Here is a 23,885-nt window from a genome sequence, read left to right as displayed (position 1 = left end):
CACTGCAAGTCGCAATGTCGTGGGAAGAGTTTCTCGCTCTCCCGCGACATCCTGCTTATCGGTACGAATACCGTAACGGTCACCTGCAGATCACCGGGAACCCACGGTTCGCCCATTGCACGCTCTCTCTTGCTCATGATGCTCCGTTTCTGAATCTGGAGCCCGCTGGCACGGCGCTCACCTGTTTCTTCTCCGAGTATGAACGCAGGGCCGCCGACAAAGAGGATTGGGCGAAACTGCCTGCCCTGTTTACCCAGGCGTTTCAGAAGTCGCCTCCTCTCATGCTCCTGTCGGATGAACAGCGAACGGAGGCCGCAAACACTCTCCTGAAACGGACTCACTCCAGCGAAGACGGCCCGATCGTTGCTCCCGCCTCACTGGTGCTTGCTGACAGAGAAACCGGCGAACTCCAGGCGGCGATCCTGATCACACTCATTCCCGCGGGCGACGTTCACGATTTTACCCATCACGCCTGGACTGAAACTCCTCCTGACGACGCTGTGGCAAACCGCTGGGGCCAACCGCATTTGACCTGGATTTTCGTCTCGCCGGAAAAGCAGCGTCGCGGATTGGGCGAAGTCCTGTTGCGGGAGTCGGTATCCGTGTTGAAACGGCTGGGGTACTCACAGCTCGTCAGCACGTTTCTGGTGGGTGACGTCGCCAGCCCGCTGTGGCACTGGAAACACGGATTCGAGTTGGCCAGTTATCCCGGCTCACCGAAACGACTGGTGGATGAATAGCTGGCACTGAACCCTTATAGTTTAACCGAGTCCTACGGTTGACGATCGGTTCCTGGTCACAAGGTGAGCCACAGCGATGTCGCGAGCGTTCAAACTGCTGATCCGGTTGATACTGGTGGGAATCGTAGTTTGGTTCGTGATTTTCGTCCTGCTGCCGACATGGTACCTGGGTGGAGGACAGCATCTTCTCTCTCCTGATGGTCGCTTTCGGGCGGAAGTTTGGCGTCAGGATTACAAAACTGCTCCTTACAAGTTCACGATCAGAGAGATTCAGTCGGATCGACCCATCATTTGCTTCACGGTTGAGTCCGTTGACGGCGTTCCATCTCAACCTGCTCGTGGACAACCCCGAATCTTTGAGTGGTCTCCGGACAGTCGTCAGCTGAACCTCAAACTCGACGATCAATATTGGGGAACCGTTCAAATCGTCCCACGATTGGAAAAGTCTGAAGAGTTTGAGGCTGGGCCAACTGACCAAGCATGTTCTGATTCGCTACACTCGGCCTCGCAATGAAGTCCTTTCCTCTCTCTCAAGGAAAAGTCATGATCAGGGGTCGGTTGTCGAAGAAGCTTTTCGGTGGTCTGGCTTGTCTCGTTTCCGGTGTCGCGCTGGCTCCAGCGCTGACGCAGGCGTGCACGCGGGCTCTTTATCTCGGTCCGGAGAATACGGTCGTCGTCGCCCGCTCCATGGACTGGATGGAAGATCCCGGAACGAACATCTACAAGTTTCCGAAAGGAATGCAGCGTGACGGAGCTGCCGGGGCCAACTCCATCAAATGGACCAGTAAATACGGCAGTATCGTCTGTGCGTTCTATGAGGCTGCCTCCGTCGATGGCATGAACGATCAGGGGCTGGTCGCCAACACTCTGTATCTTGTCGAATCCAACTATGGCGAGCCGGGTGACAAGCCGACTCTGAACATCGCTGCCTGGGGGCAGTATGTGCTCGATAACTACGCGACTGTTGCAGAGGCGGTCGAAGCTCTGAAGAAAGAGCCGTTCGTCATTATCGCTCCAATCCTCCCGAACGGCGAACCGGCTCAGGGGCACCTCTCCATCTCCGATCCCAGCGGGGATTCGGCGATCATTGAATATGTCGACGGGAAGCAGGTGATTCACCACGGCCGGGAATGTCAGGTGATGACGAACTCTCCCACCTACGACAAACAGCTGACGCTCAACGCGTACTGGGAGCGAATTGGCGGATCGGTCATGCTGCCGGGGACGAACCGGGCTGCCGACCGATTTGTGCGAGCTTCGTTCTACGTGACCGCTCTGCCTCAAACAGCAGACGAAAAAGAGTCGATCGCCTCAGTCTTCAGCCTGATCCGTTCGGTCTCGGTCCCACTGGGGATCACCACTCCGGGACAGCCGAACATTGCCAGCACGATCTGGCGAACGGTTTATGATCAGAAGCGAAAGATCATGTATTTCGATTCGGCCACCAGCCCGAACGTCTTCTGGATCCCGCTGGACGATCCTGCACTGAAGTCTGGAAACACAGTCCAGAAGCTCGATCTGTCGGGGGGGAAGACCTACAGCGGCAACGCAGCAGCAGCATTCCAGCCGGCCAAGCCATTTGAATTCCTGCAGTCGAACGCCGGGAAGAAGTAAAATGAGTTAGCGATCCCAGCCCATGCGGTGCAAGCTGCATGGGCTGGTTTTACTGCATTGTCAGCAGGAATCTGTCCAATGATCACCAGGCCGACCACTCGGATACTTCTCAAAATCGCAATGGGAATCGGGATCTTTTGCTGTACGTTTGGAGGATTTATCAACGTTTGGGCACAAGGATTTGGCGACGAGGGGCCCAAAATCACGCGTGACACACAAAGTGCTCTGAAGACTGCCTCGCTGATCATTCCTATCTCGGGAGGCGTTCTTGCAATCGGATCCGCATCCATCCTGTATCGGATTGACCGTCAACCATAACCCCATTGATGTAGGCGGAGTGGCATCTTCGAAGAGTTACACTCGTGTGTCCTGTTCATGTGTCGCCTGCAGCATGAACTTCCACCGTTGCGTTGCCAGCTTCCTTGGTCGCGCGATCGAGTCAGGACAACTTCCGGGATGCTGCACTGACCGGGCTCTCTCTACACCTGACTCGCTCCATGCCCTTCATCCACTCCAACCGCTCCGCCGTGGACAGTCTGGACGCCGCCGCGGAACTTCTCGTCGATCCATTGGAAGATCACGTAGAAGATCGGGATGAAGAAGATCGCCAGCAGCGTGGAGGCCAGCATCCCTCCGAAGACCGCCGTGCCTAACGCCCGCTGGCCGGCTGCTCCGGCTCCATCCGCCAGCACGAGCGGAACCACGCCGAGGATGAACGCGAACGAGGTCATCAGGATCGGACGAAAACGCATCTGAGAAGCTTGGACCGCTGCATCCAGAATCGACTTGCCCTGAGCGCGCAGCTCCCGGGCAAATTCAACAATCAGAATGGCGTTCTTGCTCGCGAGGGCGATGATCAGCACGATCCCGATCTGGGTATAGATATTATTGTCCATGTGGCGGCTCCAGACAGCAATCACAGCCCCCAGCAGTCCCAGCGGCACGACCAGAATCACCGCAATCGGAAGAATCCAGCTCTCGTACTGCGCTGCCAGCACCAGATAGACCAGGATAATTGCCACCACGAAAATGTAGATCGATTCCCCGCCGACCTGCTCTTCCTGATACGCCATCCCGGTCCACTCGTACCCCATCGACTGCGGCAGTGTCTGCTGGGCGATCTGGGCCATGATCCTCAGGGCATCTCCCGAGCTGTACCCTTCGGCATTGGCACCGGAGATGGTCGCGGAGGGATACAGGTTGTAGCGGTTGATGGTCTGAGGACCGAAGGAGCGGGTCACCGTGACGATCGTTCCCAGCGGGAGCATCTGCCCTTTGTTGTTGCGAACTTCCAGGCGGTCGATGTCGGACGGTTCTTCGCGGAACTTCTGATCGGCCTGAACACGCACCTGATAAGTCCGCCCGAACTTGTTGAAGTCATTCACATACGCCGATCCCAGATACGCCTGCAGCGTATTGAAGACGACCCCCAGCGGCACGCCCAGGACCTTGGCCTTTTCGCGGTCCACGTCGGCGAACAGCTGCGGCACACCGGGCCTGAAGGTACTGGCGACTCCCGCGAGGCCGGTTTGACCTTTAGCAGCTTCGACGATTTCCTGCACGACGAGTTGCAGCTGATCCAGACCGACTCCCTGCCGGTCCTCGATCATCATTTCGAAACCGCTGCGAACCCCCAGACCGCGAATGGCCGGTGGAGGGAACGGAATCGTCACTGCTGTCTGCAGAGACGCGAGTGCCTTGCCGACGTTTGCGAGAATCACCTCCTGGGTGATCCCTTCCTTGGCCCGTTCTTCAAAGTCCTGAAACGTGACGAAGAAGGTACCTGCATTCGAGGCACTCGCGTTGTCGAGCAGCGAGAGCCCTCCGATGGCAATGCGATCGGCCAGTCCCGGCACCTTCGCCAGACGGGCGTCAATATCCGCCATCACTTCACGCGTCCGCTGCTGTGATGCAGCGTCCGGAAGTTGCACCGCGATGAGAATGTATCCCTGATCTTCAGTCGGAATGAATCCGGTCGGCAGTCGCAGGTACCACCAGCCGGTGATTGCAAGGAGTACCGCGAAGACCAGAAACCCGGGAATGACATTGCGGACCAGAACCCGGACGATCGCCGTGTAGGCCCGTTCCACAAGGCTGTAACCAGCTTCAAACCAGCGGAAGAAGAACCATTTCTTTTTCTTGCTGGCGGGCCGCAACCACAGGGCACATTGCGTTGGTTTCAACGTCACCGCGTTGATGGCACTGATGAGAGCTGTGGCTGCGATGGTCAGTGCGAACTGCCGGTAGAGCTGGCCTGTAATTCCTCCCAGCATGGCAGCGGGAATGAACACGGCCAGCAGCACGAGTGTGATTCCGATAATCGGCCCGAGCACTTCGCTCATGGCCCGGATCGTTGCTTCCCGCGGGGGCTCCCCTCGTTCAATGTGATGGACGGCGTTCTCCACCACCACAATGGCATCGTCGACAACGATCCCGATCGCCAGCACCAGCCCGAAGAGTGTCAGCATGTTCACGGTAAAGCCGAGGGCGTACATCGCAGCGAACGCCCCGACGATAGTCACCGGCACGGTCGTCGCTGGAATCAGCACCGCCCGCCAGTCCTGCAGGAAGACGAGAATCACGATCAAGACGAGGATGCCCGCTTCGAAGAGCGTCTTGTAAACTTCATGAATCGACGCTTCGACGAATTTCGTCGTGTCGAGCGGAATGCTGTATTGGAGCCCCTGGGGAAACTGCTGGCTCAGACGTTTGAGGGCAGCCTTCACATCATCGGCCACCTGCAGAGCGTTGGCTCCGGGCAGCTGGAAGATCCCGATGTTCGCATTCGGCTGTCCTTCTTTTTCGGTGAACTGGTCGTAGGACTGGCCTCCGAGTTCCACGCGGGCGACGTCTTTCAGATAAACAAGGTTGGTCCCTTCACCGGACTTCACGATGATGTTTTCAAACTGCGAAGGCTCGCTCAATCGCCCCAGCACAGTCACTGCATACTGAAACGGGATGTCCTGGTCGGATGGAGGTTGTCCCACCTGTCCGGCGGCGACCTGCACGTTCTGCTCCTGAAGCGACGCCATCACGTCGGCAGCGGTCATCTGGTGGCTCTTCAGCTTCTCGGCATCCAGCCAGATGCGCATGCTGTAGTTGGCGGTTCCGAACACTGTGACTTCGCCCACTCCGCGAACGCGGCTGAGTTCATCACGCAGCCGCAGCGTTGCGTAGTTCGAAAGGTACAGCGTGTCCATTTCGGGATTGTCGCTGTAAAGGGCGATGATCAGGATCATGCTGGTGGACTGCTTCTTGACGATCACCCCCTGTCGACGCACTTCTTCCGGCAGCTGGGGCTCGGCAATGGCGGTTCGATTCTGAACCAGCACCTGTGCTTCATCCAGGTCGGTCCCGATGTCGAATGTGACCGTCAGCGAGTACGAGCCGTCCCCGGAACTTGTGGAGGACATGTACAGCATGTTTTCCACGCCGTTGACCTGCTGTTCGATCGGTGCAGCCACCGTGTCGGCCACCGTCTGAGCATTCGCGCCGGGATAGACGGTTGTGACGCGAATCGTGGGGGGAGTGATTTCCGGATACTGTTCGACCGGCAGTCCCCACAAAGCGACCACGCCAATCAGCACCGTCACAATCGCAATGACGTTGGCAAAAACCGGGCGATCAATAAAGAACTTGGAAAGCATGAATCAATCCGGATGGTAGAGCATGAGGAATCAAGCGATGCGAACGGGCCCACGGAGTCAGGGTGCGGGCGCCTCCGACTTCTCCTCACCCGGATTGACCGGAGTTTCGACCTGGGGTGCTCCTTCTCCCTGTGACGGCGTGGCGGGAACAGACTCCGCCGATGCAGGGGCCTTTTGCTGGCTGAGACGCGAGTCCATGGGAACCAGAGTCGGATCGACCGTACTTCCTGGGCGGGCCCGCTGCAGTCCTTGAATGACCACGCGATCTGAGGCCTCGATTCCGCTGGCGATCGCCTGCAGGCCTTTGTCACGCGGCCCGAGCTTCACTTTGCGTGCTTCGACTTTGTTATCAGAATTGACGATCAGCAGGAAGTCGCCCCCCTGATCGCGTCCCACCGCCTGCTCATCGACCAACAGATAAGGATGAGGCTCACCGAGTTCGGCACGCAGCCTCACAAACAGCCCGGGCATCAGCTCTGGCGGATTGTTGGGGAAGACGGCACGACGTTCCGCGGTTCCGGTCTCCGGGTTGATTCCGAACTTCCGAAAATCCAGATGTCCGTGGAACTGAAAGTTCTGTGTGTCGCCCAACGCGAGATCCAGCTTGATCGGATCCGCAGCGGTGATCGGCTTGAGCTGTCCGGACTTCTGCATCTCGGTAAAGCGGAGCAGATCAGCTTCACTCAACGTGAAGTAGGCATGCATGGGATCGACTGACTCCAGCGACGCCAAGGGCGTTTGCCCGGCGATCACGAGGTTCCCGATATCAACCAGATGCCGTCCCATCCGCCCCGCGAACGGTGCGGTAATGACTGTGTACCCGAGATTCAGTTCCGCCTCCCGCAGGGCCGCTTTGGCAGCATCAACGTCCGCCTCCTTCGAATCCCGTTCTGCATTCTGAATATCCAGGGAACTCTCCGTGGCTGCATTTTCTTTCGCGAGCGTCTTGGTGCGGACCAGTTGCTGTTCAGCCAGTCGCAGTAGAGCTTCCGCCCGCTTCAGGGATGCTTTGGCAGATTCGACCGCAGCCTGGTAGGTGTTCTGATCGATGACAAACAGGACGTCGCCCGCCTGCACCATCTCTCCATCTTTGAACCGAATTTCTTCGAGATATCCCCCGACGCGGGCCAGCAGATTCACCTCCTGCACAGCGCGGGTCTGACCGGTCGTTTCAAAGTACTCCTGCACCGGCCGCAGGATGGGAGTGGCGACGGTGACTTTGGGCGGAGGAGGCGGAACGAAATTATTGCGTGGTTGACAACCGCTGGCGACGAGTGATCCCAGCAACAGGCAGCAAAACCGGGTCGAGATGTTCAAGGAGTTCCTCTGCTGAATTCCTGACAAGAGCACGCTTCTCTAAACGATCCCGAATTTCTCTCTCCCGTCAAGACCTAACCCCGCGGTGATGATCATCTTCCGTGATAAGCATGGTTCTCCTGCGTGTGATCTGCCTTGAGCGGAGAGGCCATCGCGACCTGGAACCCAAAGGAGCCGACGTGCCGTAAATCCAATCGACACACACCTCCTGTAACATCTTCCAAACACGCGCCGACAATTTGTCAAATCGACAACATCCCCACCAACAAACGCGCCATCACACAGACACCAAAACAAACACTTCTTACCTTTCCGAAAGTACTTACATCGATCCACAGTTTTCAAAAACTGCAGTTGGCACACGGCATGCATAGAGTCAAGTCGAGAACACTTCCGTGCTCTCAACTGATCTCAAACACTGAGGAACTCACCATGAACACAATTCGCATCACCGCCGCTCTGGCTGCCTTCGGAATGATCTCTTCGGCTGCTCACGCTCAAGGGATCCTCTCCGGGCTGTTCTCTCCCGTCTTCGGGAACACACAGGCCACCTCGTGCAACACAGGAGCGTGCTACAACAACCAATGCCAGCCAACCTATGGCAACACCGGGATTGCCCCTCCCACGAATCAGGGGAACTGGGGGACTGCTCAACCCTACTTCCCCAACTCACAGACTTTCACCAACCCCAACCCAATGACACCACGGCCGCTCCCGTATCAAACCAACCGGCCGCTGACGCAGCCGGGACAAGGGGGCCTGCTTCCCCCTTATAACACTCAGCAGGGTCAGCCAAACTGGAACCATCACAATCATGGAAACCAGAATTCGCCCGGCCTGCTGGGGAACCCGATGTTCACCGGAACGGGCCCGTCGATGAACAGCCCCCTGCTCTCGACACCCCAGAACCTGAACGGCTGGACGCTGTATTAAGTGTCCAGTGCGTATAGCGGCCAAAGAAAAAGTGTCCCGAACCTCACAAAGGTTCGGGACACTTCGTTTTACAAGAACAGGACCGACGAAGCTGCTGCATTCAGTGTCAGCCAGCAGCCACCTCGGAGGCCTCACTCGGCTCGGCCACCTTGAGCACACTGGAACGATCCCGCTGGCTGACCCCCTGACCGCCATGCGCCCACGCCTCCAGCTGAGCCCAGTTGGTCACCACATCTCCGCCGCCCGCTTCATACTGACCTGCCCACGACCGCAGACTCTCCAGACAAGCCTGATCAATGTAATGCAGCCGGGACACATTCAATTCGATCGTACGACCAGGAGGAAGCTTTTCGAGAGTTGCAGCGAGCTTGGGAAGCTTGAGAAAAGTCGCAGCCCCTTCCAATCGGACCACATACTGGTCGACATCATCAGGCCCTTCCAGTCGGATTCGCAGTCGCGAAAAGCGATACGCAAGCAGCACCAGAGCGCACACAAATCCCGCGACCACTCCCACCAGGAGATCCACAGACACAACTGTGACCAATGTCACCAGATACACCAGCACTTCTCCATATCCGTATTCCGAGAACTGCTTCACAGCCTTCCAGTCCACCAGCTTGTAGCCTGTGTACACGAGAATGGCCGCGAGAGCTGAAGTCGGAATCATTCGCAGCCATGTCCCCAGCAATGCCACGATCAAAAGCATCCACAACCCGTGCAGCATGGCAGAGAGTCGAGTCTTGCCTCCCGCTTCGATATTCGCCGTGCTTCGAACGATCACCGCTGCCAATGGCAACGCACCCACAAATCCGCACAGGCAGTTCCCCACCCCCTGGGCGAAAAGCTCCTTGTCGTAATTTGTACGTTCGCCATGGTGCAGCTGGTCAACGGCAGTCGCCGTCAACAGGGTCTGTGCACTGGCCAGAACCGCGATTGTCACGGCGGTCACCAGGATTCCCTGCCACTCAACATCGAAGAGCGACGAAAAATGCAGCAAGTGCATTTCTTCCCACAGCGAGTCCGGGACTTCAACGTAAAGAATCGGTAACTGCCACAGTGCAGCAGCGAGGGTGGCAAACGTCACCGCCATCAACGGGGCTGGAATCACCTTCAGCGGCCCCCGGGCAATTTTCACCCAGAGCAGCAGCACGACAATGGAAAGAACCCCCACAGCTGCAGCCAGATCATGATTCTTGAACACCGTCTGCAAGGCTGCCAGCGATTGCTCCGCCTCGACCTGAGCCGGAACGATGAACGACCATTGCTCTTCCTGCAGGTCTTTCAGGCTGAGCTGCTGGGACGCAATTGCCCTGCTTCCGAATTCCTGAATCTTTGCCAGTTTATCTTCGTTGCCGTGAAACAGCTCTTTGGAGCGGGTCAGGATCCCTTCCAGACCGGCGCGAATCTCCTCCTGCTCAGGAACAAACTGCACCAGAATCCCGGTCTTCTCTTCCGGACGATTCAGGTGGTGCGGAACCTCTTCAGCCACCTGCTCGTTCAGATTGACCTGCTGGCGATGCAACTCCCCCAGATCCTGCAGCACCATTCGCGAATCGTGTCGCAGGTCGCGACTGGACAGTTGCGGGATGTGCGCGGCTTTCTGGATCGCCTGCGGAATGGTAATCAAGTCACGAATTCCGCTTCCGTGCGGGACGTCGTCCAGCATCACATGGAACTGACTGGCCAGGATGAGAACACCAATCCCTCCCAGCATTCCGCGAATCACAGCAGGCGAAACGGCTCGAAACCATTGCCCGACCCGCAGCCAGCCTCCGACAAGCTGAATGATCCCGGCGATCATGACGATCAGGCCGAGCTTATCCAGGCCGTGTCGATGAATGGCGTCGAACATCACAGTCGTCAGGCCGGCAGCAGGGCCGCTCACCTGCAGTGGGCAGCCTGAAAGAGCCCCGACGACAAGACCGCCGATAATTCCTCCCATCAGTCCAGCACTGGCGGGAGCTCCGGATGCGATGGCAATCCCCATACACAGTGGCAATGCCACCAGGAAAACAACGATTGAAGCCAGAAAATCCTGCTGCCAGGTCTGCGACATCTTTGGCGACAGACCCCGTTTTTGCTGGTCGTCCTGCATTTCTCTTCTCCATGAAGTCCGTCACTACAACCTTGGGGTCGCAGGAGGATTTGATTTGTCGCACACGCCTTGCGCGAGCAGCTCACTCCTGCACCGCGTGCGGGAAGACGCTCGGGCGATTTCAGTCAGAAACACTCGATGTCATTGCGAACTCGATCAGTATGTGCATCATGCACCGGCAACGCGGAGCTCTCGTTGAACGAAAGCTCTGCGTCATCGCCTGCAATGTGATCCACCTGTTGCGGAACCGCTTTAGATCGACAGCACTCGCTGAGGCCTGCGCTGGTCGCTGACCAGTTCCGGACGGGCGTCACCAACCGGCACGAACTGGTCCAGTTCCGGGACATAAGATTTCACAACCCCGGACTCAAACTGGTAGACCCAACCATGAAGCGACAATTGCCCGCGGGAAATTGCAGCAGCCACACTGGGGTGTGTGCGCAGATTCTCTAACTGCACGAGCACATTTTCTTTGATGGTGAGAGTCAGTCGAGTTGAGGGATCCTCCACATCCTTGTAGTTCTCCATCATGATCCGCCGCGTTGCTTCCGCGTGCTGCAGGTAGGATTTGATGGAGGGAAGGTTGTCGAGATTTGTGCCGTCGACCAGGGCACTCATCGCACCGCAAAACGAGTGGCCGCACACGATGATGTCGCGAACCCCAAGAACAGAGACGGCATATTCAATCGTGGCGGCTTCGCCTCCGGCCACAGCGCCATAACAGGGGACAATGTTTCCAGCCACGCGCAGAATGAACAGCTCCCCGGGCTTGCTCTGCGTCATCAGTTGCGGACAGATTCGCGAGTCTGAACAGGTAATGAAAAGCGCGGAGGGAGATTGGCCCTCGGCGAGGTTTTCAAACAACTGTCGGTGATCGCGAAAGACTTCCCGCTGAAAATGGTGCACACCTTTAACCAACTGCAACATCGATCGATTCCTCAACTGAAAAGAAGAGTGTCCACAGAATCCCCGGTCCGTCTATCGCCGGGGCAGGATTGTTGAACGCACGGTGCAAAACTCCTCGCAAGGCCTGCGAGACACATTCACATCACATCCAACACAGAATTCAGAAATCAGAAGGGCTGGAGCAAACGCTAAGTTCGCATCGGAGCAAGACAGCCGTTTTCGAGTCGATGGCCAGAATCAACGTGGCCAGAGAAAATCACCAGATGCGGTGCACATCTCAGACGAGTGGGAGAACCTTTGCGAAGGAATTGGCCTGAACGCAGATTTTCATTGAGAATAATCGAACGCTGGCGACCAATGACCCCCGCGACACCAAGGCAGACTTCTGCGCCCCTCTCATGGCCGGCGTCCTCCGCGAGAATCTCCGCAGTGCGATTGCTCGGAGCGACCATCAGACTGAATACGAAAACCAGGCAGAGCCCGACTCTCGAGATCAGTTGGGTGATCGGCACGACGGACATCCTTGACGACTCCTGAGAAATGCACAACTTTCACGTCCCCGGCAGGCCGGGTGTCACATTTGTAATCGTATCGTCATCTACCTGAACGGAAAATATCGTTTCACAAAATTTGCTTCGGATTTCATAAATTATGAAATTGCAAGAAATTACTCCAACCATACAAAAACAGTCCGTTGTCGATTTCCAGAAGGTCGTCCCAGTCCCGAACTTGAAACCACTCTGGAAATTCCAGGCCGCATTCATTAGAGGCCTGCGGTCGCCGACCGGCAGACAGACGATTTGATCGCTGCGGAGGCTGCAGTACTGGCCTTCCAGTCGTCAAACCAGCACACTCACTCTTGCAACCTTCGCATGCTCCTGGACTGAGGAACTTGTCCGATGCCCAAAACTGTCTTTCGCTCCCTGCTGGTAACGATGCTGGTTCTGCACCTCACCCGCTCTGAACTCCTCGCTGCGGAACCGGTTGAGACACTCAAGGTCATGAGTTTCAATATTCGGTTCGGATCAGCCCGGGACGGAGAAAATAGCTGGAAGCACCGCAAGCAGCTCGTCGTGGAGACCATCCGGAAGTTCGATCCCGATCTCCTCGGGACTCAGGAAACGGAGATGTTTCAGAAGGATGATCTCGCCTCGGAACTGGCTGGCTATACACCGTTTGCCGCCGGAAGGACGGACGGAAAGCAGCAAGGGGAGACAATGGCGGTCTTCTATCGCACCGAACGCTTCACGAAGCTGGATGGAGGACACTTCTGGCTCAGCGAGACCCCAGAAGTTCCCGGAAGCAAAAGCTGGGACAGCTCACTTCCTCGCATGGCCACCTGGCTCAAACTGCAGGATAATCGACATCCGGAGAAACCTGTTGTCTGGTTCTTCAACACGCATTTCGACCATCGCGGAGAAGTCTCACGGGCAGAAGCGGCCCGCCTGCTGCACGACCGTGTTGCCGCACTTGAAATGAATTCAGCGGTTGTGATCACCGGAGATTTCAATACCGGAGAGGGAAGCACGCCTTACAAGACTTTATTCGCGCAGCACGACGGCAGAACTCTCCTGATGGACGCTTACCGCGTTGCCCATCCGGATCGAACCAGCATCGAAGGGACCTATAACGGCTTCAAACCGGAAAACAGCTCGGGAGAACGGATCGACTGGATCGGGATGACGGCACCGCTGCAGGTGGAGAGCATCAGCATCAACCGTGTCACTCAAGAGGGTCGCCTCCCCTCGGATCATTTTCCGCTGGAAGCGATTTTTCGATATTCCCGGTAAGCTGCCTCAGCAACACCGCGCGATCTAGCGTGCGGCTGCTTCCAGCTTGCTTTGCTTGATCCGCTGTCGATTCAGCTCTGAACCGGTCGTCATGTCTCCGCGTGGCTGGCCGTTGACGAGCACCATCTGGGTGTCTGTGACTTCCACATGATCGCCGGGGTTCACATTCCCGACGTGGACTCCATTCACCACGAGTCTGCCGTTTTCACAGCTCATCGTCAGTTCGGGAGAATCATACATCAGGCTGCCGTTCTTCCCCTTTTCGACACGACTGAACCGGGTGTCTTCGTGCAGCGTGTACTTGATTCCGCCGTGCGTCTGGTAAGCAGTTTTGGAAAGGCTCGTGCAAGCCGATGCGGCGCCAAGAACCAGAAGTCCGGCAGCTAAGTAAGTGCAATGAAAACTTTTCTCCATAGACCCACTCGCACCTGATTCCTAATTCCTAATCCCTGCCCACTACCCACTATCTTTACTGAATCTTCAAACTCACCATCCCCAGAATGGCCAGCAAGGCAGAGCCGATCCAGAAACGGGTCACGATCTTGATTTCATGCACACCGCGGAACACAAAGTGATTGTGCAGCGGACTGCAGGCGATGATCCGCTTGCCGGTCAGGCGGTAGCAACTGACCTGCATGATCACGCTGAGTGTCTCAATCACGAAGATTCCGCCGATGATCACCAGCAGCACTTCCTGACGTGTGACCAGTGCAGCGAGAGCCAGCAAGGCCCCAATCGGAAGAGACCCCGTGTCCCCCATGAAGACCTGTGCGGGATAACAGTTGAACCAGAGGAACCCCAGCATCGCCCCGACCAGACCGCCGACCACGATACTCAGTTCACCACACCCGGGCATAAACGGAATGCTCAGATAGTTGGCGAGCCCATAGTGCCCTGCCAAGTACGTCAACGCGACGAACGCTGTCCCTGTGAAGACAGCACATCCCGTCGCCAGTCCGTCCAGGCCGTCCGTGAGGTTGACCCCATTCGATGTTCCCACAATCACAAACGCAGCCCAGGGAATCAGTCCCAGACCGAGCCAGAGGCCGTGAGTTCCGATCGGCCAGACCAGTTCCAGTCCGTGCGGTTTGTCTTTCTGTTCGAAGTACAGCCAGATGGCTGCGATGATTCCCAATACGAACTGAACCGCCAGCTTCTGCCGCGCCTTGAGTCCCCGCTTCGTCGTGCTGAGCTTGATCCAGTCGTCGACAGCTCCCAGGGCTGTGAACGTCACGGTAATAAAGAGTGCGATCTGCACGTAAGCGCTGGAGAGGTCGCCCCAGATCAGGGTCGTCAGCAGCAGCGATGCCATGATGAAGAGCCCGCCCATGGTGGGGGTGCTCTGCTTGCTTGCATGCAGACGATTCAACGTCTCCGAAGCACTGTCAATGCGTTCCCCGCAGTGTGCCCGCAGCCAGCGGATCGAGGGGGGACCGATGATGATGGCAATCAGAAATGAAGTGACCGCAGCCAGGGCGGTTCGAGCTGTCAGGTAGACCCGCGAGTCCCCCGCAGCATGTTGTTCCATTTGCTCCGCGAGGGGAAGCATGTGCTGCAGTAGCCAGGGGATCATTGGGGGGAGGAGTGGATAGTGGGTAGTGGGTGGTGGATAGGAATTGGGAGCGACTATCTGCTGTCTGCTGACCGCTATCTACTGATGACTTCACGCTGCCTTGCGTTCATCGGTGGTGTTCTGGCTGCGCTGGCTGGCCAGGCGGTGCAGGCCGTGGACGATCACTTCCATCTTCATCCCGCGGGAGCCCTTCACCAGCACGACGTCTCCGGGCTCAAGCCAGCAGTCCAGAAGCATCAGCGCCAGGTCATGGTCTTTGGCCACTCCCAGACAGCCTGCATCCATGCCATGCTTACGGGCACTTCCCGCCACCACGGCCGCCTGCGAACCGACCGCAATCAGTCGGTTCAACTTGGAACGAGATGCCTCTTCGCCGAAGAGACGATGGAAATCCTGACTCCATTCGCCCAAAGCGAGCATATCGCCGGTGACAAGAATCCGTTTGCCGGTCGACTCCCAGTCCCGCAGAATGTGACAGGCTGCCGACATCGACAGAGGGCTGGCATTGTAGGTGTCGTCAATGACGGTCCAGCCGCCAATCTGAGTCGTTTCGCAGCGCCCGGGAGCAGCACGGAAGTTTCGCAATCCGGCAGCAATTTCATCCCCGGTCATGTCGAGGTGCTTGCCGATCGCAATCGCAATCAGGGCTGACGTGAGGTGATGACGCCCCGTCGCTGTCAGTTCAAAGGGAGTTCCGTCCACAGCGAACAGCAACATCTCATTTCGATGCTGCACGTCGACCGCGCGAACGTCATTCTGTTCCCGCTCGCCGACAAAGAGGACAGGACAGGTGGCTCGGGCTGCCATGAGTCGAATCTGTCGATCATCTCCGTTCAGCACGGCGAAGCCCGACGGGGGCAGTGATTCCAGCAGTTCCCCTTTGGTTTTTACAATGGCTTCCAGCGTCCCGAACTCATCCAGATGAGCGGGACCGATGGCAGTGATGACTCCCACTTCCGGTTCAGCGACGGTGGAAAGCGCGTCGATCTCTCCAACACGGGACGCCCCCAGCTCAATGACGGCGAACTCGTGATGAGGCTCGATCTGCAGCAGGCTCAGCGGAACGCCAAACTTGTTATTGAAGTTCAGCGGGCTTTCGATGCCGGTGAATCGTGAGCCAAGGACCGAGGCGATCATCCGTCGCGTGGTGGTCTTCCCCACACTTCCGGTGACACCAATCACCAGGGCTTCGGACTGGCGACGATACCAGTGAGCCACCTGCCAGAGTGCGAAGATGGAATCTTCGACAGCCAGATGCGGGCCTTCGATCTTCTGCGACTTGCCGGCTTCCACGACCGCCGCAACAGCTCCGCTTCCCAAAGCTTGCTTGACGAATTTATGTCCATCCTGGCGATCTCCTTCGAGAGCCCAGAACAGATCGCCAGCCTGAATCTTTCGTGAATCGATTTCAATCCGAGTCACGCGATGTTCCAAGTCCCCGATCGCCACCGGGATCGCTCCGGTAATTGCAATCAGTTCTTGAAAAGAAATCGCCTGCATATGTCGTCTTCCAGGCCAGGTGATCAGACGGCTGACACTGCCCGAGTGTCGATGCATCCGCCTGATCCGGAGGGGCCGCCGCCGGTTCACCAATGGAAATGGCTTCGAAAAAAACTCCTAAACTCGAAAACTGGCTGGAACGGAATGCATGCCGCGAAGTTCATGCACGAGCGCCGTCAAAGCCTCCCGGCAAACCGCGACATCATCAAAGGGGATGCGCTGATCTCCAAGAATCTGAAACTTTTCATGTCCCTTCCCGGCAACGATCACGGTATCTCCGGATCGTGCCCGGTGAATGGCGTCCCGGATCGCCTCCCGACGATCGATCTGAACGCTGGGCTCCATGCCGGTGCCACGAAAGCCCGACTGGATTTCTTCAATGATCTGACCTGGATCTTCTGTGCGAGGATTGTCGCTGGTGAGAATCACTTCATCAGCCAGTGTCGCTGCCTGAGCCATGAGCGGCCGCTTGGTGCGATCCCGATCTCCACCTGCTCCGAAGACGAGAATGATTCGGCCTCGGGTCACCGCTCGAACGCTGCTGAGGATTCTGCGCAGCGCATCATCGGTGTGTGCAAAATCGACATACACCTGAAAATTCTGACCGCATTCAATCTTCTCCAGACGGCCGGGAACCGACTGGAACGTTTCGATCCCTTCAGCCACCTGTCGCGCCGTCAGGCCGAAGTGAAATCCGGCACTGGCAGCTGCCAGACAGTTGCTGACATTATGTTTTCCAACCAGATGCGTGACGCATTCAATTTCTTCGGCACCGAAGTGCAGACGGAATCGTGACCCGCGAGCGGTGAGCTGGACGTGTGATGCGCTCACTTCTGCTTCTGAATCAATGCCGAAAGTGCTGACCCGAACATCGCGGTCCAGCCGTTCGATGATACTGTTAAAGTGAGGATCGTCCGCATTCAGAACCAGGAGTCCTCCCGGTTTGATCTGGGATGCAATGAGCGCTTTGGACTGGATGTAGTCGTGAAAGTTCTCGTGATAATCCTGATGATCGTGAGTAATGTTCGTCACGATCCCCACATCCAGCGACAACCCTGAACCTCGTCCCTGCTTCAGGGCGTGGCTCGAGAGTTCAATCGCTGCATGTGTCGTGTGCCGGTCTCGCATCGCTGCCAATGTCCGGGCCAGACTCAGAGCATCCGGAGTGGTGAGGGTGGCTGGCTGCGACTGGAAACCGTCGTTGTATTCAATCGTCCCGATGACGCCGGTCGGATATGAGGCAGATTCGAGAAGGGACCTCAAAATCCAGGTCGTGGTCGTTTTGCCGTTGGTGCCCGTAACCCCCGCTACTCCCAGTCGCTGGGAGGGGAAGGCGTATAGCCCGTGGCAAAGACGACCATAGACCTGACGTGCATCAGGGACGATGCATTGGGGAAGTGCAATTGCAGCGAGGGGACGATCAGTGAGAATCGCCGCGGCCCCGCCTTGGAGGGCTTGCTTCACATGCTCTCTACCGTGTGTGCGAGTGCCCGGCAGAGCAGCAAACAAACAACCTGGCGTGCAGTCCTGTGAATATTCGGTCACAGCGGAAACGCTGATGTCCGCACATCCCACAAAACTGGCTGAAGGGATCAGCCCGCGGATGCTCACGAGTCCAGGTTTTCGAAGGGGTTCAAACATGAGGAAAAAGGGGCGTCCTGCCCCACAGCCTGAATTGCTCAGACTGCGTCTTCCATGACAAGGTTCACAGCGGGAAAAACCAGCCGGACGGCCGTGCCTGCCATTGCAGCAAACACATGTTTCCCAGCCACTTACGTTTACTTTTGAGCGACACCGGGGAGGCGTCGTCGAGGTGGCGGGATTCTTCCCGTTTGCCCAAAAACGGTCAATAACGCTTGGAGCAATTTTCAAAGCCCCGCCACGAACTTTGTAACAGTTACAGAAGCGCCCTCTCAGTAGGGTCCGCTGTTCGGACCGAAATCAAAGAGTGGCACGGCGGTCGACATGAATGGCTTCGGGTCTCCCGGTAGGGTCCGCTGTGCGGACCGGAATCGCCGGGGCCCTCAGATTCACCCGGTTCCTACAGCGGAGCTGCCGGTACTATTTTCAATGTCAGAGTTGGGACGGACGTCCTGGGCGGTGCGAGTGCTTTGTTACGCAGACCAACGGGAGAGGAACGACTTACCCGGAGATTGGAAGGTTTTGCGGCAGCGTGTTCTTCGGAATCTCGCGGTACGGCTGTTTGTCGCGATAGCTCTTGAGAAACGGGTCTGGGCTGTATGCATCGAGCCACTTTTCCCGCTGTGCCTCCTCGAGCATCTGAATCGCGCGTTCGAAGTCGCCATTTTCGGCATGCGCTGCCGACCGGAGCAGCGTGACAATGGCACGGCGATATGAAGCGTCGAAGCTGATCTGATCCGCCAGCTTCAATGCCATGGCTCCATCCCGCAGTTGGTCATCAGGTGAGGCAGCCAGGATCCAGGCGAGGTTATTCTCAGGCAGATCGAAATCCGGATAGAGCTCCAGGAGCTTTTCATATTCAGCTTTCGCTTCCTGGAATCTGCCGCGGTACTCATGAATTCTGGCGCGGTAGACCCGCATGTGAAGCTCATCCGGACACTGTTTGAGAATTTCCTCGATCAATGGTTCTGCTGTGTCGAAATCGGATTTTTTCAGTGCCCAGTGGGCAGCCCAGAACTTGCCGCCGGTCCAATCCTGCGCCTGCTCGAACACCTTCTTCAAATACTCGTGTTCGATCTCAGGGCCGGCGTTCTCTCTCGCCAGCTGGAAACGGGCGAACCGACTTCTCGCTCCGGGATAACGTTGATCGAATGTATTGACCTGGGTCGTCGTGACAGGCACATTCAGCTCTCGGAGTAACGCACCCGCGAACGTCCGGTCAACGATGTTCCCTTCAAGAGCCGATTCTGCCTTCTGAAGCCACGGGATTGCCTCTTCGGTTCTGCCAGCAGCGTGCAGCATGCGGCCAATGTGCATCTGGATTCCAGACTGTGCGGAATTCAGAGGCCAGAGCCATTCCGCAAATTCGAGGGTGGCGGGGTCAACGTTTCCTGCATTCTCTCTCGTGCGAAACCATGCTTGAAAGAAAATACGATTCGAAGAGATATCAAAGTCCTTAACCCACAGCTCACGAGCCTCCTCGAATTTCCCTTGCGCCACGAGAATGTGTGTCAGATAAGAAGGGACTGCATCACTCGATGGGTAGGCCGCCGACATTTTATGCAGGATACTGGCCGCCTCATCGAGCTCTCCTTCGAGGAAGTAAAACGCAACAGCGCTCCAGTTCTTTTCTCGTTGTTCTATGGACCACTGTGCGATGTTGCTGAGCGCAAATTCACGGGCAGCCTCGAGGTCTCCGTGTCCGGTACGGCGGCACCAGTAATACCAGTCATACCACGTCTCATAACGATGGGCGGCATTTCGAATCATTTCTTCCGCGAGCTCCCATTCGCCCAAGCCTTCCAGACACTGGTTGGCGCAATCCAGACCCCAGCCCGAATAGGAGTCCGCGGCAGCCATGGCATGCGGGCGGGCTTCGACGTAGCGACCTTCCTTCATCAGCGACTTCGCCAGTTGCTCGTGCACCTTCGCCGTCTGGAGTCCGAAACTCGGAAGCGAAAGCGATTCCTTCAGCATTTGACGATATCGTTCGTGATCTCCATGGTTTCGATAAAGATAAGCGAGGTTTGAATACGCAACAAAAGACGGATCGAGCTCCAGGAAGCGCTTGTAGTACTTCTCCGCAAGCGGAAAGTCTGCATCATTCAGCAGTGAGGTCTTGTTGTAGTGCGCGCCGAGGGCGTTGTAGATGTTGGGGTTGGAGCTGTCTTTTAACCATTCTTCAATATGCGGAGCGGCTTCGTCCCAGTGCATCGAGATCAGATAGGCTCTCGTTTGCGGGCAATCGGGACTGACTCGTCTCAATCGCTTCAAGTGTGCTTCTCGCCCCTCGCGAACCCCGCTGGCATTCAGAGACCGCAGCAATTCAGGGGTGATCGTGTCGGTCGTTCCATCAAGTCGCATTCCCACCATGGCACTGTAGTACCCGTTTTTGCTGGGAATTCGATGGGTCTGAGACCAGCAGAAATAACTTGACTGAAGACGGAGTACAGGCGCCGTTGCTTCTTTTCCAGCCGCTTCCGCGATCTCGTACTCATCCCGGTAAGCGTCTAGAACGACTTTAGCCGGATGGTGTGCGAGTAACGTTTTAAACTCCGAAACGCGGTCGTTGCAGTCGACACCAAGATGAAACTTCAATGTGTTCAGGATCTGAACCGCGAAGATCATGTGAAGATCCTCCGCCAGCGCCGCGAGCACCCCCAGCGAAGGCTCGGTGCGATCATCGGTCAGGGACGCATCTTTTAATGCCGTGATCAGCTGAGCAGTGGCGTTGATCTGATCCTCGAAGTCCTCAGCGTTCGCTGTCGCCTGAGCCAACTCGACGAGACTGGAAGAAAGCCCTTCGATCTTTTGCAGACTCTCAGGGAATGAGCTGAGAAACTGTTCGAGTTGTGTGTGCTCGACCGATCGGCGGATTCCAAGATCTCCTGTATGGGCCAAACTGACGGAGGCCCTGTAGCATTCCGACTCATCCTGCATTAAAGCTGTGACGGCCGGCAGGAGCTGGGATCCGGTTCCACACATCTCAATGGACAGCACTCGAAAATATCTGGCGAGTTCGGAGTTGCTGTCAGCAAGTTCCTGCAACCTGGTTTCATTCCAGGTGGCGAACGCCTCTAATGCTGGTCCCCAGGGAGGGGCTGCCTCTTCTCCTGCCTGTCGGGCGAGTTCCAGGACAGGGACGTTCCTGTACTCCAGACCGATGAGTGCCTGAGACAAAGCCAGAGACCACTGCAGTCGAGGATTGTCCGGATTCACCTGCAGCCCGCGCCGCGCATACAGCAGGCCACGTATTTTGAAAATCTTTCCAGCCTGGCCCCAGTGAAGGTCGCAGAGACTCCCCAGGATAGAATAGTGCTCGCTGAGAGTAGCGAGAATCTGTGGAGACTGAGGGTTTAACCTGAGCGCCGAATGCAACCGTCTCAGATTGACGAAATTCAAAACCAGGTCCAGCGGAGGCGTCGCCAGCAGAATATCATCGACGGCAGACGTCCCTTCTGTCGTCGAGTGTGGCTTCTGAAAACCAATCTGTTCCAGCAGGCGAGGATAATCTTCAGTCGTCAGTTTCTCTGCTTCACGAATTGCGATATCGATGATCAGTTCATCCCCAATCGGCTCGTCCACAAGCCGGATGGACTTTCCCTTCGGGCTGAAATTTTCCCGCAAGTCGATGAAGTATTTATGACGAGCATCCGCCGGCCGGGGTTGAATCAATGTGAATTTTGGTTCAAAAGCAACATCGAAACGCGGATCACCTGTCTCTCGCAGATAATCGTCGCGAGTCGGAAGCGAGAAGTCCTCACGTGCCGCAATCAGAAATGCTTCGTTGATCAGCTGGCCTGCCATTCCATGGTCGGGACCACCGATCAAGATTGTTCGAGTCGAAACAAACGGGTTCGCTGGAAGTTGCAGTTCCTGAAAACGGGTTCTCGCGATCCGTTCCGCCTCGATCTGTTCGGGGGTCCGCTGAATCGGATTGACGCCGCGAACCTGCTGTTTGCGAGACTTGAAATAGTCTTCGCTTTTCAGCAACGCGAAGGTTCCGACGCAGGCAACAGCCATGCAGAATAATCCGAGCGAGAAGAGTCGCAGAAACCGATTCATTTGGTTCTTTCCGATTCTGATCTCAGAGCATTACAACACTTTATATCGAAGTTTAGCGAGAATTTCCTTCCCCTTGGGCTGTCTTGCAACGAATCAGTACGGCATTCCCCTGCAGTCAATAAAGACAGAACACGGATCTGGCTCGCCGTGATGATTCTAGAGCGAATCTTACAAAAGTGTGGCGTTCCGGCGGCGATAAACACAGCTTTCGAACGACAACTCTCCCTGAATCGCCGCCACATTCCCCCGAGACAGGGGCTACCGCAACGCTCGCGATTGCACGGAACACTGCGTCAGTCAGATCCCCAGGAAGTTCGGGAATCCTGGAATAAAGTTTCGCGGAGGAGAATCACACTACCAGAGAGACTCTCAAAGACCGCACTCGATTCCGGAGACGGATATGCAACACTGGGGGTTGAAGCTTGCAGCGGACACGGTGCTGGTGCTGCACGTCAGCTATGTATCGTTCGTCGTGTTCGGTTTGCTGCTCATTGTGATCGGCGGATTGCTGCGGTGGAAGTGGGTGAGAAATCCCTGGTTCCGATTCGCACACCTGGCCGCGATTGCAATTGTTGTCACAGAGGCCTGGCTGCAGATTCCCTGTCCGCTGACGATCTGGGAAAACTCTTTGCGAGAGATGGCGGGCCAGGAACATTACGGCCAAAGCTTCGTCGCCACCTGGCTGCACCGAATTCTGTTTTTCGACCTGCCGCATGAGTTCTTCACCGTAGCGTATTCCCTGTTCGGGGCAACGGTTCTTCTGGCGTGCGTCCTCGTCCCGCCGCAACTGCCGAGTCGAAGCCGAAACTTGACCTGACATCGAATTGGCTGAGTGTCCCGAGACGAAGCCATGAGGCGGCTGCCGTCACCGCACTCACCTGCGAGGTTACTTGGAGACAGCCTGATCCGCGGGCGTTTCCGGAGGAGTGAGGTCGATAAAGACATCCATCTGCTGGCCGACATAAACCGGGTGTTCCGCCGGTTCTTCAGTGATGACGTAAAGAACCTGAAGCACACGTGTGTCGACCCGTTCGCGGTTATCGCCAGTCAACGAACGCTTGGGAACCACATAGGGCTCGACGCGGACGAACTCCAATCCATAGCGATACGCGGTTTCGCCACGGACGATCCCTTCAGCCGGTGCTGACCGATTGAAACGAGGGATATCGTGTTCATCGATGTCGACCCGGACATGTTTTCGACTGGTATCTCCCAGCACGATGAACGCAGTCCCTGAAGCAGCAGCGACGTACTCTCCTGGCCGGATGTTGACCTGCAGGACTTCAAATTCCTGCGATTCAATCCCGGCGACGTTGACACGTGGCGCCAGCATGGTGCTGCGGGCCATCTCGGTGCGAAGCTGCTCGACCTGCCGCTGCGCTCCCAGTGCTTTTGCCCGTGCGACCAATTTTTCAGCTTCCCAGGCACCTGCTCGAACTCGCTCTTCTTCAGCCTTCTTCTGCTCGAGCGTCGCCTGAGCGCTGGCGAGTTTGAAACGACTGCTGACCACCTGCTCATCGGTGGAAGCACCGGTGCCCCGCAGCTTCTCCTGCCGTTCAAAGACATCCTGCATTTCGGAAACGAGTGCTTCTGCCTGTTTTCGCTGGGCGACGACAGGTGGGACATCTTCCGGGCGGGGCATCTGGTCGAGTCGGGTAGCCTCTGCCTGAGCTGCTTCAAGTTCGGCCAGTTTCACCTCAATGTCGGATTCAATCTGGCGAACATCCAACTGAAACAGAGGATCACCCGGTTGAATCTTCTGCCCAACTCGAACGAAGACTTTGTCGACGATGCCGGAAAGGTGAGATCCGATGAGGATATTTTCCGTGCGAGGTTCGACGATTCCCGCTCCAGCGACGCTGTCCTTGCTGATGGATGCAGGAGGGGCATACGGGGGCGAGGATTGCTCGATCTGCTTCTGACGTGTCATCACATGACTCGTTGCGAAGAAGATCATTCCGATGGCGATCAACGGGAGCAGAAAGTTACGGAGCATTTGGCGGTTTAAGGTTTAAGGTTTAAGGTTTAAGGTTGATGGTTGATGGTTGATGGTTGATGGTTGAT

15 protein-coding genes are annotated in these 23,885 nt (G+C 56.6%); 5 read left to right on the top strand and 10 right to left on the bottom strand.

Going from position 1 to position 23,885, the window contains the following annotated elements; translation table 11 throughout:
• Window positions 1–14: 14 nt before the first annotated feature.
• Both SH661x_RS04705 and SH661x_RS04700 read left to right on the top strand, forming a co-directional pair.
• Window positions 15–740 (top strand): hypothetical protein, encoded by a 726-nt coding sequence (locus SH661x_RS04705; RefSeq protein ID WP_437228502.1) that lies wholly within the window; start codon window positions 15–17, stop codon window positions 738–740.
• A 543-nt stretch (window positions 741–1,283) separates the two neighbouring features.
• Window positions 1,284–2,354, top strand: a complete 1,071-nt coding sequence (locus SH661x_RS04700; protein WP_437228500.1) for a linear amide C-N hydrolase — start codon at window positions 1,284–1,286, stop codon at window positions 2,352–2,354.
• A gap of 479 nt (window positions 2,355–2,833) precedes the next feature.
• On the opposite strand, the gene SH661x_RS04695 is transcribed toward SH661x_RS04700, so the two are convergent.
• Both SH661x_RS04695 and SH661x_RS04690 read right to left on the bottom strand, forming a co-directional pair.
• Window positions 2,834–6,001, bottom strand: a complete 3,168-nt coding sequence (locus SH661x_RS04695) for an efflux RND transporter permease subunit (RefSeq protein ID WP_437228498.1) — start codon at window positions 5,999–6,001, stop codon at window positions 2,834–2,836.
• Window positions 6,002–6,058: 57 nt separating this feature from the next.
• Window positions 6,059–7,318: an efflux RND transporter periplasmic adaptor subunit gene (locus tag SH661x_RS04690; protein ID WP_437228496.1), complete on the bottom strand. Its 1,260-nt coding sequence runs from the start codon at window positions 7,316–7,318 to the stop codon at window positions 6,059–6,061.
• Between the two features lie 432 nt (window positions 7,319–7,750).
• On the opposite strand from SH661x_RS04690, the gene SH661x_RS04685 reads away from it, so the two are divergent.
• The gene (locus tag SH661x_RS04685; protein ID WP_437228494.1) at window positions 7,751–8,251 is read left to right on the top strand and encodes a hypothetical protein; all 501 of its coding nucleotides are present in this window, start codon (window positions 7,751–7,753) and stop codon (window positions 8,249–8,251) included.
• Window positions 8,252–8,357: 106 nt separating this feature from the next.
• Here the strand turns inward: SH661x_RS04685 and SH661x_RS04680 are convergent, their stop codons facing one another.
• Both SH661x_RS04680 and SH661x_RS04675 read right to left on the bottom strand, forming a co-directional pair.
• Entirely contained in the window at window positions 8,358–10,346 is a 1,989-nt protein-coding gene (locus SH661x_RS04680) for a SulP family inorganic anion transporter (protein WP_437228492.1), read from the bottom strand.
• A 252-nt stretch (window positions 10,347–10,598) separates the two neighbouring features.
• Complete coding sequence (locus SH661x_RS04675) at window positions 10,599–11,273, bottom strand: carbonic anhydrase (protein ID WP_437228490.1); 675 nt, start codon at window positions 11,271–11,273, stop codon at window positions 10,599–10,601.
• An 878-nt stretch (window positions 11,274–12,151) separates the two neighbouring features.
• Between SH661x_RS04675 and SH661x_RS04670 the strand changes: the two genes are divergently transcribed.
• On the top strand, window positions 12,152–13,042 hold the full coding sequence (locus SH661x_RS04670; RefSeq protein ID WP_437228488.1) for an endonuclease/exonuclease/phosphatase family protein: 891 nt from the start codon (window positions 12,152–12,154) through the stop codon (window positions 13,040–13,042).
• Between the two features lie 24 nt (window positions 13,043–13,066).
• Here the strand turns inward: SH661x_RS04670 and SH661x_RS04665 are convergent, their stop codons facing one another.
• The 5 genes from SH661x_RS04665 to SH661x_RS04645 all read right to left on the bottom strand — a co-directional run bounded on the left by SH661x_RS04665 (window position 13,067) and on the right by SH661x_RS04645 (window position 21,821).
• Window positions 13,067–13,456 carry a hypothetical protein gene (locus tag SH661x_RS04665; protein ID WP_437228485.1) on the bottom strand — a complete coding sequence of 130 codons (390 nt, stop codon included), beginning with the start codon at window positions 13,454–13,456 and terminating at the stop codon, window positions 13,067–13,069.
• 55 nt (window positions 13,457–13,511) lie between these two features.
• Complete coding sequence (gene mraY / locus SH661x_RS04660) at window positions 13,512–14,570, bottom strand: phospho-N-acetylmuramoyl-pentapeptide-transferase (protein ID WP_437228482.1); 1,059 nt, start codon at window positions 14,568–14,570, stop codon at window positions 13,512–13,514.
• A 135-nt stretch (window positions 14,571–14,705) separates the two neighbouring features.
• Window positions 14,706–16,115, bottom strand: a complete 1,410-nt coding sequence (locus SH661x_RS04655) for a UDP-N-acetylmuramoyl-tripeptide--D-alanyl-D-alanine ligase (RefSeq protein WP_437228480.1) — start codon at window positions 16,113–16,115, stop codon at window positions 14,706–14,708.
• 117 nt (window positions 16,116–16,232) lie between these two features.
• On the bottom strand, window positions 16,233–17,756 hold the full coding sequence (locus SH661x_RS04650; protein ID WP_437228478.1) for a UDP-N-acetylmuramoyl-L-alanyl-D-glutamate--2,6-diaminopimelate ligase: 1,524 nt from the start codon (window positions 17,754–17,756) through the stop codon (window positions 16,233–16,235).
• A 501-nt stretch (window positions 17,757–18,257) separates the two neighbouring features.
• On the bottom strand, window positions 18,258–21,821 hold the full coding sequence (locus SH661x_RS04645) for a tetratricopeptide repeat protein (RefSeq protein WP_437228476.1): 3,564 nt from the start codon (window positions 21,819–21,821) through the stop codon (window positions 18,258–18,260).
• 400 nt (window positions 21,822–22,221) lie between these two features.
• Here SH661x_RS04645 and SH661x_RS04640 point away from each other — a divergent pair, with 400 nt between their 5' ends.
• Window positions 22,222–22,638, top strand: a complete 417-nt coding sequence (locus SH661x_RS04640; RefSeq protein WP_437228474.1) for a DUF2784 domain-containing protein — start codon at window positions 22,222–22,224, stop codon at window positions 22,636–22,638.
• A 69-nt stretch (window positions 22,639–22,707) separates the two neighbouring features.
• Here the strand turns inward: SH661x_RS04640 and SH661x_RS04635 are convergent, their stop codons facing one another.
• The gene (locus SH661x_RS04635; RefSeq protein WP_437228472.1) at window positions 22,708–23,817 is read right to left on the bottom strand and encodes an HlyD family secretion protein; all 1,110 of its coding nucleotides are present in this window, start codon (window positions 23,815–23,817) and stop codon (window positions 22,708–22,710) included.
• Window positions 23,818–23,885: the final 68 nt, after the last annotated feature.

The organism is Planctomicrobium stercoris (genome assembly GCF_051465655.1).
Lineage (GTDB): Bacteria > Planctomycetota > Planctomycetia > Planctomycetales > Planctomycetaceae > Planctomicrobium.
Note: the sequence above shows the minus strand (reverse complement) of the source record. Positions and strands in the feature narration are given on the sequence as shown.